The sequence below is a fragment of the Pseudomonas sp. YeP6b genome, from assembly GCF_025642995.1.
Lineage (GTDB): Bacteria > Pseudomonadota > Gammaproteobacteria > Pseudomonadales > Pseudomonadaceae > Aquipseudomonas.
On the sequence record NZ_CP080090.1, the window covers coordinates 3,010,600 to 3,025,550 of the forward strand.

The following is a 14,951-nucleotide window of genomic DNA, read 5'->3' on the forward strand; positions in this document are numbered from 1 at the left end:
ATCTGGGCAGACCTCCAGATCACACAGAGTGACTAGCATGGACGCAGGTTATGCAGTTTTCCAACTGTCGAAAGCGCTGCTCGCGCACGATGTGGATTGCGGTCCAGTCGCTCGCTTTAACGCCCGCAGACGTATCTCACGCTGGCAGCAGGTCATTGGGAACCTGCTGCAAGGCTCCGTCGAGTATGGCTCGCGCACACCGATTGCTGAGATTCCAGCCTGGGTTACGCTAGAGGTCGTTACGGGCGGTTTTGCTACCGGCAATCTGTTGGCAGGTGGCGAACTGACGGACTATGAGCGTGAACTGGCCGCCTCTATTCCAGGTATTCGTCCAGGCTTTGAACGGCTCGATATCAATGCCTGGCATCTCACGGATGACGGCCTTGAGGCGCTGCACTCACGTTTAGCCCGTTGTGATTATGCGGTCGATGTGCCGGAAGAGGCCGCGTTACTGACAGTAGCTTGGCTAGTCGGGCAGCAGCGCACCGAGCAGGCTCGGGCGCTGATAGACGTGATTGGGCCGTTCTTTGACCGACTGCGTTTCTTCCCATCGATCTCTACGCAGTTGCCGATCTCTGCCGCGCAGGTTCATATTGTGGACGCTGGCGATATCAAGCAGTTGCTTTCAAACTTGCCTTCCCAGGCTCAGATCGTTGTGCAGAAACACACGATAGAAACGCGTTTACCGCTTTATGATTCAGCTGTTTCGCATTTCCTCCTGACCTATGAGGCTGGCTGGCCGTGCCGTAATTACCCGAGTGGGTGGCGCGAGCAGGCGGCCGAGTTAGAGCTGGATTTTAAGCGGCTCGGTATCGACAGGCGCTCTTCGGATCGCGTGGAGGAACTGTTTTCTTTACTTGGGCAATGCGCCCGCGACGCGCAATCACTCACCGGGCGTCAAGTCGGTCGCATACGGCAAATCGTCGATGATTTTGTGCGTAAGCATGGCGATCCGGGTTCAGCCTCTCACCGTGCGTTGCGTGCGAATCAACTTAGTCAGGTGGCGGGGCCAGAGCATCACCTCATCGCTCGTATTGTGGCGAATCGGCTCTCAACGTATCCCGCGCAAGGTGGTCTCTCGGATTTTGCTGATTTGGCAGCACCGATCACTGCTGAGGAGGCATCGGCGTTTGGGCAAGGCGAGGGCGTTGCCATTCCACCAGCGATCCAGCGCCGTCTTCAGCGATGCCGGAGTGGGACGATCAGCGAATTGATCGAGCATGGGCTGATTACTTCAGGTGATACCGTCGCGCGGGTGCTGCCCGCGATGACAGCGCAACTGAGTAGCTCAGGGTTGCGCGATGAAGCGCTGAGAAGGGTATACGCCTCTACCTATCGCGCGTTCCGTCGACGGCGTTCGTTATTACTGCTGAACCTTCAGCGTCAGGTTGGCCTCAGTGAGTTGCCTTGGGTTGCCGTCATTGAAGGCGACCGCCAGGCCGGTGCTGTGGTGGCGGGATCTGCCAAGCAGGCGCTGGTTGAGTCATCGGCGTTGACGCTTTCTGCTTTCCCATACGCCATTCTGCCTAACAAGCTTCTCCAGGAGTTTTCAGCACTGGCGGACACTGCGGAACTGGACTTGCCCTTTGTGGAAGAGGTCGCAGCAGATATCTTCATGGGTAAGTTTTCCGATAAGTTTGCCGATGCCGCCAGGCGAGCAGGCCGGGTGTTAGCAGGCTCCCTTTACGCACGCTATTACGACATTGATACCGATGAGCTGGCGAGCCTTGTTACCCGAGGTCGGCGACGTGCGCGAGTGGCAAGCGATGCTTTCGCGACGTTGTGCGCAAAGCGTGCAGGGGCCGAGTTGGGTACGTGGCACCCGGCGACCAACGGCACCATTCTTGAGCAGCAGCAGATTTTAACCACGCAAAACCTCGCGTTACTGTTTGAAGAACTTGGGTTGAAGGTTTTGCTGCGGCCGAGACTAGGCCGCATGGTGCAGGCGTGTTTTGAGTGGATCTGCAAACGGCAGCAGATGCGGATTGAGCACTATCATGCTCGGTTGATAATGCTCAAAAATACGGCCTATGCCTGGCGCCAGATGGTGTTCTATCTGGCTATGCTTGATGAGCATGAGTGCAGAGATGCCCTGGCGTCAGTCGAGGCTTGTTTCGCCGCGCAGCCAGTGGCTTTTCGAGAAACATTCCTGCCGCTGATGAGCGGCTTGCGCAAGGCTTGCGCCGGCGAAGTGTTGCCTCAACACGCGCCAACTGAGGACGGCGCGAGAGTCTTTCTGGGGTGGACCACCACGCGGCATTGGTTACTGCCGCCGCAGGACGTCGCTTCAAGCCGGGCGGTTGAGCAGCAGTGACGCAAGAGATCCAAATGTGGGAGCTGCGGTGCGACGATTCGACATTTAGATCCTCAGTGTGCTGACGAATCTCTCTGTGCCCAAACAAAAAATGCGCCCCTGAGGGCGCATTTTTTTGTTCAGTCAGCCACGGCCTTTTAGGCAATCGCATCCCAAGCACGGTCACCGTTCTCGTCTTTAATTCGAGTCGGCAGCCCCATCACGTCCAGCGCTTTGAGGAACGGCTCCGCTGGCAGTTCCTCGACGTTGGCCATGTGTTTCACATCCCACTCGCCACGTGCAACCAGCAGCGCTGCGGCCACCGGTGGTACGCCTGCGGTGTAGGAGATGCCCTGGCTGTCGGTTTCGGCAAAGGCTTCTTCGTGATCAGCCACGTTGTAGATGAACATCTCACGTGGCTGGCCATCTTTGGTGCCTTTGACCAGGTCGCCGATGCAGGTCTTGCCGGTGTAGCCTGGGGCGAGCGAAGACGGGTCGGGCAGTACGGCCTTGACCACTTTCAACGGCACCACTTCCAGGCCTTCGGCGGTGGTGACCGGTTTTTCGGAGAGCAGGCCGAGGTTTTTCAGCACGGTGAACACGTTGATGTAGTGTTCGCCGAAGCTCATCCAGAAACGCACGTTGGGCACGTCGAGGTTTTTCGACAGCGAGTGCACTTCATCGTGGCCGGTCAGGTACAGGTTTTGCGAACCGACTACCGGCAGGTCGTCGGTACGTTTGACTTCGAACATGGTGTTACTGGTCCACTGGCTGTTCTGCCAGCTCCACACCTGCCCGGTGAATTCGCGGAAGTTGATTTCCGGGTCGAAGTTGGTGGCGAAGTATTTGCCGTGGGAGCCGGCATTGACGTCGAGAATGTCGATCGAATCAATGCGGTCGAAATGCTGTTGCTGCGCCAGCGCGGCATACGCGTTGACGACACCCGGGTCGAAGCCCACGCCAAGGATGGCGGTGATGTTCTTCTGTTTGCACTCTTGCAGGTGGTTCCACTCGTAGTTGCCGTACCACGGCGGGGTCTCGCAGACTTTGCCCGGCTCTTCGTGGATGGCGGTGTCGAGGTACGCAACGCCGGTATCGATGCAGGCGCGCAGCACCGACATGTTGAGGAAGGCGGAACCTACGTTGATGACGATCTGCGAGTCGGTCTCGCGGATCAGGGCCTTGGTCGCTTCCACGTCCAGGGCGTTCAGCGCGAAGGCTTGGATGTCGGCGGGAACCTTGAGGCTACCCTTGGCCTTGACGCTGTCGATGATGGCCTGGCATTTGGAGATGTTGCGCGACGCGATAGCAATACGACCGAGTTCGTCGTTGTGCTGCGCGCACTTGTGGGCCACCACCTTGGCGACACCTCCTGCACCAATGATAAGAACGTTCTTTTTCAATTGCTTTATTTCTCCTATATCCGCCAGCTTACGAAAGGCTGGACAGGTAGTCGTCGTAACCAAATTCACGAACCACCTCGACTGTACCGTCGAGTTGTTTCACTACGATGGACGGCATTTTCAGGCCGTTGAACCAGTTTTTCTTGACCATGGTGTAGCCTGCGGTGTCGATGAACGACAGCCGATCGCCGATGGCCAGCGGACGATCAAATTGATACTCGCCGAAGATGTCCCCGGCCAGGCAGGATTTGCCGCACACCATGTAGGTGTGTTCACCCTCGCTCGGCGCCAGCTTGGCGTTGAGGCGGTAGATCAGCAGGTCCAGCAGGTGGGCTTCGATGGAGCTGTCGACCACGGCGAGGTTTTTGCCGTTGTAGAGGGTGTCGAGCACGGTGACTTCCAGGGACGCACTGTTGGTGATCGCCGCTTCGCCGGGTTCCAGGTAGACCTGCACGCCGTACTTCTCGGAGAACGCCTTCAAACGGGCGCAGAACGCGTCGATTGCGTAGCCTTCACCGGTAAAGTGAATGCCGCCGCCGAGGCTGACCCACTTGACCTTGTGCAGCAACTCACCGAAGCGTTCTTCGATGGTGCCCAGCATCTTGTCGAACAGGCTGAAGTCGCCGTTCTCGCAGTTGTTGTGGAACATGAAGCCGGAGATCTGTTCGATCACGCCTTCGATCTTCACCGGGTCCCACTCGCCCAAACGGCTGAACGGGCGCGCCGGGTCGGCCAGCAAGTAGTCGGAGCTGCTCACCTGTGGGTTCACACGCAGGCCACGGGTCTTGCCCTCGGAGCGCTCGGCAAAACGCTGCAGCTGGCTGATCGAGTTGAAAATGATCTTGTCGCAGTTATCCAGCATCTCTTCGATTTCATCGTCGGCCCAGGCCACGCTGTAGGCGTGCGCTTCGCCTTCGAACTTCTGGCGGCCGAGCTTCAACTCATACAGCGACGACGAGGTGGTGCCGTCCATGTATTGCTGCATCAGGTCGAAGACCGACCAGGTGGCGAAGCACTTGAGCGCCAGCAGAGCCTTGGCGCCGGACTGTTCGCGCACGTAAGCAATCTTCTGCATGTTGACCAGAAGTTTCTGTTTATCGATGAGGTAGTACGGCGTTTTGATCATTTTTGAGAGCCTGCGGCGGTGCCTGCCAAAAAAGGACACGCATTGTGCCCGCACTTGGATCAGATCGAAAGGTTAGCGGGCGGATTTTGCCGCGATTCGATTCACGGTCGCCGGTGACTCTGGCGAAATTTCGTGACTGTTTAACGTATGGCTGCGCAAATACGCCGCCATCGCGGCGAAGCGTTGACGGGTTTCGTGCTCGAACAGGCGGTTGGCCAACGGGTTCAGCAGCCAGCCGAGCCAGCGCGGGCGCAGGCCGACGTTAAAGGTGTAGATCAGCTCCGAGGTGGCGCCATCCAGATCGCGATGGCGCATGGACGCCGACCACTGGTGGAACCAGCCGGCAGGTTCCACCAATACCGCGGCGGCGACCTTGGCCGGCACGTAGTTGACGAAGCGCGTGCGCATCGCGAAATAGCGCTTCCAGCCACGCCCCTGGTTGAAGGTGATCGCGCCTTTATAGGGATGGCTGCCACCGCCTTCGACACCGGCGCGCGACAGCAGCGTGTCCCATTGCATACGCACGCTGTGGTTGTGGAACGCCTCGAAGGCGTCGGCGGCGCTGGCCGGCATGACCAAGGTGATGCGGCGTTGGCTCATGGCGCGTCCTCGATGATGGCGGTGGTGAAGCCCCAGCGCTCGAACTCGGCGGTGAACTCATCCAACTGCAAAAAGCCCAGGCACGCAAACGCGCCGGTTTGCGGCAGCTGTTTTTTTGCCAGCTTGAGCGCGATCAGCAAGGCCGCCATGCACGGGATCTCCGGGCCGTCACCGCCCGGTGCGGTCAGGTGCCAGGTCAGGGTACCCAACTGGCCGTTGCTGCGCAGGCCCTGCACGCGCACTTGCATGGCGCCGGTCGGGCTGCCGAAGCGGTCGAGAAAACGGCTGGAAAATGCATCAAGCTGTGCGGCGTAACGGCTGATCGGCAAGGGCACGCCGAGGCGGCGCAGCGCGGCGGCGAACCACAGCGCTACGTGTTGGACGGGCAGTTCCAGCGCCGCATGAAAGGCCACGTCGCGTACGCCGGGATAGCGCTCTGGGAACAGCGCCAAGTCCGGCACATCACACGCCGCGCCCCAGCGCTTACCGATGCTTTCGAAGTGAAAACGACGCAGGTTTTGCCAACCAAATTGTCGCGTCCAGGCGCCGCCATTCCAGCGTTCGAACCCAAGGCCGGCATAGCCAAACACCGCCTGGATGGTCGCAACCCCACGCACGGCTTGTTGGCCGGGGGCGATCACGGTCTGGATACTGTCGATGCGCGTAAAGGATTGGGCCAACTGATCGACCACCGCCGAGGACAACCCCGGCACGCTGCTGGCACCGGAAATGGCCAGCACGTCGGCGGCTTTCGCTTCGGCATCGACATTGGCGGCGAACTCGGCGACAAACGCGCGGCCATCGGCCAGGTCCAGGTAATGCGCCCCGGCCGCGCAGGCTGCCTTGGCGACGCGATAATCCTGGCCTTGAAAGGGCCCCGCACAGTGAATCACCAGATCAGGTTTGGCGCCCGCCAGGCGCTGTTCGAAGTCGGCGGCGCCAATGTCCAGGGGCAGGGTCGCGACCTGTTGGCCGTCGCTGAGGGTGTGCAGGCCTGAGTGTGAGCGGCGGCTGGCCGCAATCACTTCAATGCCAGGCTCCGAGGCCAGACGCCGACAGATACGCAGCCCGAAGTTGCCCAGGCCTCCAATGACGATGACACGCATGATTCATCCTTGAGCAATAGGGCAGGGTGCGCAGTATAAAGGCAGATAGAGTAGCGGAAGAAATCAAGGACTTTGTGTAGGTCGCAGCCTCCGAGGCTACCTGATGAAAGCCACTGTGCAGACAAAGCTGCGCTGCTTCGGGCTGGGCCGTATAAAGGCGTTCTGCTCCTGAAGTTCATAGGCCCTCAGAAAACAATTGATTGCAATCAATCGCTCGTGGCTAAAGACACCTAAAAAGTATTTTTCAGATTGATTAAGTCGATTAGAACTGTTTGCCGCCCCGTGATAAGTCAAGTCAAAAGCCGGGGTGAAGAAGCGAATCGATATGATTTATAGCTAAAGCTAGTTGGAAAGTGAATCCGCCCTCTTTTAATGTAGACGCTTCAAGCTTGCGGGCACTACAGTCGAGCTGAAAAGGTGCTCGAGCGGTAGAGCCCAAATATTAAAGAACATCTGGTTATGATTTCAAACGGTCACGGCAGCTCGTTCATTCGATTAAGTTTTAAATTCCAACGGACTACCAGATACTGCGCAACAATAGAGAGCAATCAGGAGCAGGCCATTTGGGTTGTCTGAAAATCAGGCCTGCTTCCTGGCTTTTTATATGATGAGAGACTCGAATGGTATAGAATCGCAAGATTGTTGGCTGGTAGCTATGTTACTATGCTCTTGTTGTTCCGTTTGTGAGGTAGTTAATGAATCTATTGTAGTGAAAATCTTCGCGATCGTTTACCCATATTTTGAGCTTTTCACTGGCAAAATTTCCAGTCATAAGTTCCTGTTTCTTACAGTCCCTGGTTGCAGAGAGTGTCGACAATTCCGTAATTATTTCTTTCTTTTCTTGGCAGTAATACTCTCTTGCGAATACCTTTTTTTCAGTAAGTTTTCTAATTTCGTCGATTAATTCTTTGCCTTTATAGTGGCATGCATCCACTATTATATAGATCGCGTTGTCGAAGCTCAATAGTTCGTTATCGGTCGAGCAATTGAACTCTGGCGAATAACAGTTTTTCCTGCCGAAGCGGGCATTCAATTCGCTTGAAAAAGCGATGTTTTTCTTTTGGTTTTCATTTGGCGCTTGATTGGGGTCAATATATTGAAATATCATCTCGAACTCTTGAGAGTTTTTCAAAGATTCTCTATTTCGATCAAAGTCGCGGGCGCCAGCAGATCTCAATGAAATTGATAGGTCAGACGTAGATCGCAGAGCATTGGGCTTGAAAACGATTTGAATTGGACCGTATGGGTTTGGCTGAGATCTTGATGTTTTTTTTGTAAATTCTCGGCCGAAATCTGAGAAGTTCCCAAAAACCTTATCCCATACATCATTCTCTTTATCGATTTTGTCAGTGTCAAATATTGTAAACTCTAAATTGCTATTCAGAAGTTTGTTTCTGGAGGGGATACCGCCCAGGTGAATGTACGACCTGAAGTCCTTAAGCTGGCATGCATGGTATAAAAGTGCATTGCGGCCTTCTAGTGACTTAGTGATTTTCTCAATTTCACTTTTGTCTTTTATTGTCATGACTTTTGCTCCTTGCTAGATGAGGTTTTTTTGATTTTTTAAAGTGGATTTATATAGTTTTAGGGAGTCTTCTAGTTCGTTCTTGGTGGTCAGCTCCTGAGTGGATAATAGTTCCTGTAGGAAGCTTGAAGCTTTGTGCCAGATGATTTCTGCTTTGCCACCGCTTACGCCTTCTGTTTCCAGTCGCCATGACTTTTCGCGCTCCCACCAAGGAGATGTTTGAAGATTTTCACATTTTGCGCTTTCTAGATAGAATTGAATCCATCCAAGAGTAGTCTTGTCCAGATTGAACTTTTCTGAGCACTTTAATAGTGCTCTTTTGCCTGTGGATGTATGTTTGTCTATTGCCACCCAAAAAGGGAAGTTTACAGGTTCTAGAGAGTCTGTTTTTGTCACTGTAGGAGCTTCATCTGTTACATATAAATAGGCACTCGCAATAGCGAAGGCTTTATCCCATGGCCATCCCGCTAGTTTAAACCCGGTCTCAGCCCTTTCCAAGAAGTCAAGTCCAAGGGGGTCTGATCTTAACTGTTTTGCCCAGCGCCAAAAATCTTCAGGCCGTCTAACCGCTTCAGCGATGATTTTGATATGCTTATTTGCAGGGTCGCCTTTTACTAGTACCGTTCTGGACCCTCTAGAGAGCTCGTAACCTAGACTGCCCAGGCCGGCTGCATTTTTATTTTTTGAGGAGCTCGCGAGATCTTTATATTGCTTTATGAGTAGGTCTTCATTCGTTGTGAATTGAAGTTTACTCACGCACGACCAAGTCTCCTCAAATGCAATAACCCCTAATCTGTTCTTAAGCCACGTAGTCTCTCCCTTTTGAATAAGATGTATTGTTGTTCTCTCTGCAATAGCTACAGCTCCCCGCCGAACCGCTTTCTGCAGTAATGATCTGAAAATCTGGTCACCTGTAACGGCTCTATTAATTTTCATAATCTATCGAATATTGAACCGGAAGATGGAGTAAATATTTTATGATATAAGCGTGTTGCATAATCATCAGTCGTGCCGGATAAATAGTCGCAAACTATCCGTAAGTCATTCGACTCTGTGTAACGCTCTCTATATTTTAAGGGGAGAAGGCGATTAGGGTTGTTGGCAATTGCATCAAACAAATCTATCACCATTTGCTGTCCTTTGTATTCTAAGGTTTGAACCTCAGGTGTTAAAATCACATTCTTACGAATAAACTCCTGAAGTAAGTCCAGGCTCGCTCTTGCTTTGGCGTTAATTGTGGCGGTTAAGTCATATATCTCATCGGAAAATATCTTATTGCTAGAGATTGTAGTTGCGGTGATGAAGTGGTTTACTAACTCGCCAATAGCCTTTTTTCTGTTTCGGTTTATTCCTGAAAAGAGGTTTTGTGTTAAGTGTTCTATTTTGCTTTCTAGGCTGTATTTTTTGTCGGTGTTTTTTATTGCATCCAATACATTGATATTCCAGGAGTTTAAAGTTACCAGTCCCAAGGCAATGGCATCTTCTAAGTCGTGAACTCCATAAGCAATGTCGTCAGCGATCTCCATGATACTGCAGTCGAGTGACTTGTGCGTTGGTTTGTTGTGTTTGTCTTTTCGTCTTTCAATAGAGGAGAATATGATCCGTTGCTGAGGGTTTAAGGAATTTAAGATCCAGTCTAAGGATAATCTGTCAGAGTCGAAAATGCACTTGGGCGGTTTATAGCTATCGATATTTTTACGGCTTTCACCATTATAGGCTTCAATGTTTACAGTGTCGGTGTAAGTGGCTGGGTATTTTAGTATTCCTAACAGGGTCCTTCTGGTGAGGTTTAATCCTGCCTCGCTCGAGTATTCACCTAGCTCTGTACATATACGAAGAGTTTGAGCATTTCCTTCGAACCCCCCATGCTCTCTCATTGAATAATTCAGTGCTACCTCTCCTCCATGACCAAACGGAGGATGACCAATGTCATGAGCTAGTCCTATTGTTTCTATCAAATCCTTCGTAGGTAGAAAGCTTATTATTTCCGGATGGTTTTTATATTTCTCATTCAGGAATTCTACAAGTCCGCTACCAAGCTGTGCTACTTCTAATGAGTGAGTTAGGCGCGTTCTATAAAAGTCACTCTCACCTAAGCCTAAGACTTGAGTTTTTCCTTGAAGTCTACGAAAAAAAGCAGAATGAATTACTCGTGCTCGATCACGCGCATATTGATCTCTATCGAAATTATCGTTCTGCAGGGGTTGTTTTCGCTCTTTCCACATATGGCACCAATTTTGTTGTTTGCGACTAAAGTAGTATTGCCATAGTCGATTATGAATATCTGAAGAAATTTTTAGGTTGTGTGTAATTAATAGTGGCTTTAAGCCATAAAAGCAACAGAAGGTAACGAAAAATTACGTTTGATAATCGGATTCGATCAAACTAATAAGCGCTTTAAATCGTAGGCAAGCCTTGGCCAATGGGGCTTTGATGATCCGCGATCAGAAAGAATCGTCAGTAAATTCCCCTCTACATGGCGACCTGGCGAAGCTGCTTTGAGTCGATAGTCAATTCAATTTGCAGGTCTAAAAAACCAACACATTTCGGCCAGTCCCTTCGCATTTGGAAAGGGGGAGTGGCGGTCTACCAGGAGAACTAGGCTATGTGTATCAGCGACTTCGTATGCGTTGCAGTCTCCTGCTCCACCAGTGCTTTACCGATATTGCGCCCTCGAATCTAGTAATCCACGTACCTGGCGTAGCCGACCGCCGCCAGGGCCAGCATAGGGGGGCGCAAGACATGACGCCGCAATCAACTGGCCGTGACGAAAGACGCCTACAAGGCACTCTCCCGGTTGGTCAAACCGATTTGTGCAGTTTTCCCACTCGGTGATAAGCCGCGTCAGGAACCTGAACCCTTCGGCAACGGCCTGCGCTTCCAGCTCACGGAGCTGCTCGGGAAGCTCTTCGAGCTTGCGTATCGAAAAGGCTTCGCTGGCCTGTGTCATACAGAGTCCTCGCAAAACCAGGCAGCCTTGGATTCAAGGCAGCTGTGCGCTTGATTGCGCGCAACAAAAGGCGTGTCTAGCGTGCCGAGTGCGATGGAAACCCATCCTCGGTAAAGCCCATTGGCATCAGACCAGAATAGCGATGATCCACACCGTGAACAGAATTGGCGAGTAACGCCCTGCGAAGACTCATAGCTTCGAAGCGTATCCGGCGAAGCGTTGACATTCAGCGCTGATTTGGGTGCGCTGGCATACGTGGAGAACGCCGCGCCGTGGCCTTTCTGGCACTTTTTGCAGTGGCAGTGGGTGACGGCTTTTAATCGAGTCGAAACCTGATAGTTGATAGCACCGCATAGGCAACTGCCTTGAGTCACTGCATCCATGTTGGTGGGTCTCCCAAGAAGTACCACCCTAGTTTATTTCAGCGCGCAGAGGCTGTGGTGAATGAGTTGTCGTGGCACGCAGGTTTTCTGTGGCAGGTGCGCTTAGGTGTTGGTCTTCAACTTGGTCCACAGCCGGGTAGCCAGCCGTGCAATGGCCGGGGGCAGGTCTTCGACGATAAACAACGTGTCCATCACGCTTTTCGGCGGGTAGATCGCCAGGTCCTGCTTAACCGCAGGAGTGAGGAACTCATCCGCCGCGCTGTTGGGGTTGGCGTAGTGGATGCTGTTGCTGATGTTGGCGATCACCTTGGGCTCGAGCAGGTAGTTCATGTAGGCGTAGGCGTTCTTTTCATGGGGCGCGGCCTTGGGCATCACCACCATGTCCAGCCACAGCGTCGAGCCTTCTTCGGGGATGGAGTAGCCGATCTGAATGCCATTGTTGGCTTCTTTTGCGCTCGTAGCCGCTTGCACTACGTCACCGTTGAAACCGATCACCGCGCAGATATTGCCGTTGGCCAAGTCGCTGATGTACTTGGACGCGTGGAAGTATTGGACGTAGGGCCGGATCTTCAACAGTGCCTGCTCGGCCTGTTTATAGTCGGCGGGTTCATGGCTGTGGTGAGGCAGGCCGAGGTAGTTGAGGGTGATGGGCAGAATCTGCGTGGGGTTGTCGATGATTGCCACGCCGCAGGTACTGAGCTTTTTGATTGTGTCTTCGTCAAAAAACATCTTCCACGAGCGGGTGACGTCGGTGTTGCCGAAGATCGCCTTGATCTTCTCGACGTTGTAGCCGATGCCCGCCGTGCCCCACATGTAGGGGAAGCCGTACTGGTTGCCCGGGTCGTTGACTTCGAGTTTTTTCATCAGCAGTGGGTCGAGGTTTTTCCAGTTCGGCAACTGGCTGCGGTCGAGCTTCTGGATCGCGCCGGCCTTGATCAGCCGCGACAAGAAGTGGTTGGAAGGGCTGACCACGTCGTAGCCGGTGTTGCCGGTCATCAACTTTGATTCAAGCACTTCGTTGCTGTCATGAATGTCGTAGGTGGCCTTGATGCCGGTGGCCTGAGTAAAATTGGTAAGGGTGTCGTCGGCGATATAGCCGTTCCAGTTGGAGATGTTCACTTCTTCAGCGGCATGGCTGGCCGCCGACAACGCGCCGAGTATCACCGCCACAGACAATCGCTTGATGTGCATTGCATTCACCTTTTTTGTTTTAGATTTCTGAACGGGCGCGTACCGCTTCGATGCGCATGCGCAGCAGGGCGCCAAGGTCGAACAGCGGGCGCGGCGGCAACCAGCCCGGTTGCGCACGCTGGATGACCGATTGCAGTAACGGCGAGCTGTGCCCGCAGGCCCACTGCGCCATCAGCCGGCCCCACAAGGTGCCGCGCGCCACGCCGGAACCGTTGCACCCGGCGATGGCGTACAGGTTGTTTTCGACCTTGGCGAAGTACGGTTGGCCCGACCGCGAAGCGCTGAGGTGGCCGGTCCAGGTGTAGTGGATGTCCTGTTCGGTGAGCCACGGGAAGCGTCGTTGCAAACCCCGCACATGGTGCTGGCGGCGTTGCAGCAAGTCGGTGTTGGACAAGTCGCGGGTGCGGTACTCGGCGGTGTTGCGGATCATCACGCGCCGGTCCGGCGTCAGACGTACCGTGGCGCCGAGTGGTCGCGTGGACAGCACGCCCCAGGGCTCGACGGCGCATTCTTTGTCCGTCAGCGGGCGGGTGAGGCTGGCGCTGAGTTCCATGGGGAACGTGGCGCTGTGGTCCAGGCCTACGCGCGGCACAAAGGCGTTCAGGCACACCAGCACGTGCCGCGCTTCAATACTGCCGCCAGGGCTGGTCGCGCGAATGCTGCCGTTGCCCATGCGCTCAAGGCCGCTGATGTCGGTGTGTTCAAACAGGCTGACCGAGGCCGGTAACGCCGCCAGCAAACCCTTCACGTACTTGGCCGGTTGCAGCAGGGCGTTGCCATTGCCGCACCAGATACCGGCCTGGTAATGCGCGGTGCCGAGCTTCTGGTGCAGCGCGTCGCCTTGCAGAAATTGTGCAGAAGCGCCGAGGGCGAGCAAGGTGGCGAGTTTGCTGTCGACGTGATCGAGCTTATCGGCGTCATGCACGGCGAAGAAGTAACCGTTGTCGCGATAGTCGCAGTCGATGGCATGGCGAGCAATGCGTTGGCGCACCTCGTCACTCGCCGCGCGGGAGATCGCGGTGTCCACCTCAAAACCGTCGAAGCCCACATTGCCCAGCAACTCGCTTTCGGTCGGGTGTTCGTGCGCCACCACAAACCCGGAGTTTCGCGCCGAGGCACCTTGCGCCGCGCACTGGCGGTCGACGATCACGATACGTGCATCGGGGTGCAACTCGGCCAGGCTGTGAGCCGCGCAGAGCCCGGTGATACCCGCGCCGATCACCAGCCAGTCGGCCTGCTGTGTACCTTTCAAGGCGCTGCGGGCGGGCAGGGGTTGGGTTTGGGCGATCCAGCCACAGATATTGTCCACGTTTACCTCGGCTGCATGCGTTGATCGCATGGATGATTTAAGTCGATGGCTGGAATTTATAGGGACTTGGGTGGTACAACCAACGCTATAAAATCATCCAGCTATTCGGAAAGCGCATGGATAAGCTTCGTCACGTACCGTCGATGCAAGGTCTGCAGGCGTTGGTGGCAGTCAGCGACAGCAGCAGTTTCACCCAGGCTGCGCAGACGTTGTGCCTGACGCAGAGCGCGGTCAGTCGCCAGGTGCAGCAATTGGAAAGCCACTTCGGTGTGGCGCTGTTCACGCGCACCAGCCGCCGTTTGCAGCTGACGGCTGAAGGCGAGCAGGTATTGATTTTCGCACGCAGTATCCTCGCGCAACTCAAGGCGCTGGAGGACCGCATCTCGCCGCACAAACGCCCGTTCCGCATTCGCCTGCATGTGTCGTTGGCCGTGCGCTGGCTGCTGCCCAAGTTGAGCGATTTCTACCGGTTGCACCCGGACATTTCCCTGGCCATCGAGACCGTCGCCACGGAAGTGGTCGAGCCTGCCGGCGACAGCGATGCCTACATTCAGTACCTGCCCACGCCGCCCACTGATCCGACGTGCCTCACGCTGTTCCAGGAAAAACTGGTGCCGGTGTGTGCGCCCAGCCTGAAGCCGTTGGCAACCCTAGCTGACCTGCGCACCGTGGCGCTGCTGCACCGCTCGGTCGACCAGCAAGACTGGCGCGTATGGCTTGCCGCCAACGGCGCCGGTGCACTGGAGGACTACCGGCACATTCCCTTCAACCTCGATGAATTGGCGCTGGACGCCGCCGCGCGCGGGCTGGGTGTGGCGATGACCGACTTGAGCCTGGCCGCTGAATCCATCGAGCGCGGCGTGCTGGTGGTGCCGTTGGGTGAGCCGTTGGAGACGGGCGGGGTGTATGCGCTGTGCTTGCAACCGATGGCGGCGTCCCACGCAGGGTGTGCCGTGGTCATGGCGTGGTTCGCACAACAGGTACAACGCTGAACTACAAACGTACAAGATTGAGCGTAAACCGCCTCAGTAGACTCGCCGGACTTCTTCTACGGCAGGTTTTTTC

Annotated in this window: 12 protein-coding genes; 2 read left to right on the forward strand and 10 right to left on the reverse strand. The window is 54.8% G+C overall.

Translation table 11 applies throughout. From position 1 onward, the window contains the following. The first annotated feature begins 37 nt into the window (after positions 1-37). Entirely contained in the window at positions 38-2,314 is a 2,277-nt protein-coding gene (locus KZH41_RS13535; RefSeq protein ID WP_263274980.1) for a hypothetical protein, read from the forward strand. Between the two features lie 137 nt (positions 2,315-2,451). On the opposite strand, the gene KZH41_RS13540 is transcribed toward KZH41_RS13535, so the two are convergent. The 10 genes from KZH41_RS13540 to KZH41_RS13585 form a co-directional block, all read right to left on the reverse strand. After that, entirely contained in the window at positions 2,452-3,696 is a 1,245-nt protein-coding gene (locus KZH41_RS13540) for a saccharopine dehydrogenase family protein (protein WP_094952695.1), read from the reverse strand. Between the two features lie 28 nt (positions 3,697-3,724). After that, positions 3,725-4,822, reverse strand: coding sequence for a carboxynorspermidine decarboxylase (locus tag KZH41_RS13545; protein ID WP_094952696.1), 1,098 nt, complete (start codon positions 4,820-4,822; stop codon positions 3,725-3,727). A 72-nt stretch (positions 4,823-4,894) separates the two neighbouring features. Further along, positions 4,895-5,422: a hypothetical protein gene (locus KZH41_RS13550; RefSeq protein ID WP_263274981.1), complete on the reverse strand. Its 528-nt coding sequence runs from the start codon at positions 5,420-5,422 to the stop codon at positions 4,895-4,897. Beyond that, positions 5,419-6,528, reverse strand: coding sequence for a saccharopine dehydrogenase family protein (locus tag KZH41_RS13555; RefSeq protein ID WP_263274982.1), 1,110 nt, complete (start codon positions 6,526-6,528; stop codon positions 5,419-5,421). The genes KZH41_RS13550 and KZH41_RS13555 overlap by 4 nt, the downstream gene beginning before the upstream one ends. 661 nt (positions 6,529-7,189) lie before the next feature. Further along, complete coding sequence (locus KZH41_RS13560) at positions 7,190-8,053, reverse strand: hypothetical protein (RefSeq protein ID WP_263274983.1); 864 nt, start codon at positions 8,051-8,053, stop codon at positions 7,190-7,192. A 15-nt stretch (positions 8,054-8,068) separates the two neighbouring features. Continuing rightward, entirely contained in the window at positions 8,069-8,809 is a 741-nt protein-coding gene (locus KZH41_RS13565; protein ID WP_263274984.1) for a hypothetical protein, read from the reverse strand. Between the two features lie 176 nt (positions 8,810-8,985). Next, positions 8,986-10,278, reverse strand: coding sequence for an anti-phage deoxyguanosine triphosphatase (locus KZH41_RS13570; RefSeq protein WP_263274985.1), 1,293 nt, complete (start codon positions 10,276-10,278; stop codon positions 8,986-8,988). Between the two features lie 721 nt (positions 10,279-10,999). Beyond that, positions 11,000-11,386: a GFA family protein gene (locus KZH41_RS13575; protein WP_094952707.1), complete on the reverse strand. Its 387-nt coding sequence runs from the start codon at positions 11,384-11,386 to the stop codon at positions 11,000-11,002. A gap of 102 nt (positions 11,387-11,488) precedes the next feature. Further along, positions 11,489-12,577 carry a polyamine ABC transporter substrate-binding protein gene (locus KZH41_RS13580; RefSeq protein ID WP_094952708.1) on the reverse strand — a complete coding sequence of 363 codons (1,089 nt, stop codon included), beginning with the start codon at positions 12,575-12,577 and terminating at the stop codon, positions 11,489-11,491. A gap of 19 nt (positions 12,578-12,596) precedes the next feature. Next, positions 12,597-13,886 (reverse strand): NAD(P)/FAD-dependent oxidoreductase, encoded by a 1,290-nt coding sequence (locus KZH41_RS13585; protein WP_263274986.1) that lies wholly within the window; start codon positions 13,884-13,886, stop codon positions 12,597-12,599. 116 nt (positions 13,887-14,002) lie between these two features. Here KZH41_RS13585 and KZH41_RS13590 point away from each other — a divergent pair, with 116 nt between their 5' ends. Then, the gene (locus KZH41_RS13590; protein WP_263274987.1) at positions 14,003-14,878 is read left to right on the forward strand and encodes a LysR substrate-binding domain-containing protein; all 876 of its coding nucleotides are present in this window, start codon (positions 14,003-14,005) and stop codon (positions 14,876-14,878) included. The last annotated feature ends 73 nt before the right edge of the window (positions 14,879-14,951 follow it).

Bases quoted from the DNA above. Each gene is read 5' to 3' on its own strand.
- KZH41_RS13560 (WP_263274983.1), bottom strand. From the start codon at position 8,053: ATGACAATAAAAGACAAAAGTGAAATTGAGAAAATCACTAAGTCACTA.
- KZH41_RS13555 (WP_263274982.1), bottom strand. From the start codon at position 6,528: ATGCGTGTCATCGTCATTGGAGGCCTGGGCAACTTCGGGCTGCGTATC.
- KZH41_RS13545 (WP_094952696.1), bottom strand. From the start codon at position 4,822: ATGATCAAAACGCCGTACTACCTCATCGATAAACAGAAACTTCTGGTC.
- KZH41_RS13535 (WP_263274980.1), top strand. From the start codon at position 38: ATGGACGCAGGTTATGCAGTTTTCCAACTGTCGAAAGCGCTGCTCGCG.
- KZH41_RS13575 (WP_094952707.1), bottom strand. From the start codon at position 11,386: ATGGATGCAGTGACTCAAGGCAGTTGCCTATGCGGTGCTATCAACTAT.
- KZH41_RS13570 (WP_263274985.1), bottom strand. From the start codon at position 10,278: ATGTGGAAAGAGCGAAAACAACCCCTGCAGAACGATAATTTCGATAGA.
- KZH41_RS13550 (WP_263274981.1), bottom strand. From the start codon at position 5,422: ATGAGCCAACGCCGCATCACCTTGGTCATGCCGGCCAGCGCCGCCGAC.
- KZH41_RS13590 (WP_263274987.1), top strand. From the start codon at position 14,003: ATGGATAAGCTTCGTCACGTACCGTCGATGCAAGGTCTGCAGGCGTTG.
- KZH41_RS13580 (WP_094952708.1), bottom strand. From the start codon at position 12,577: ATGCACATCAAGCGATTGTCTGTGGCGGTGATACTCGGCGCGTTGTCG.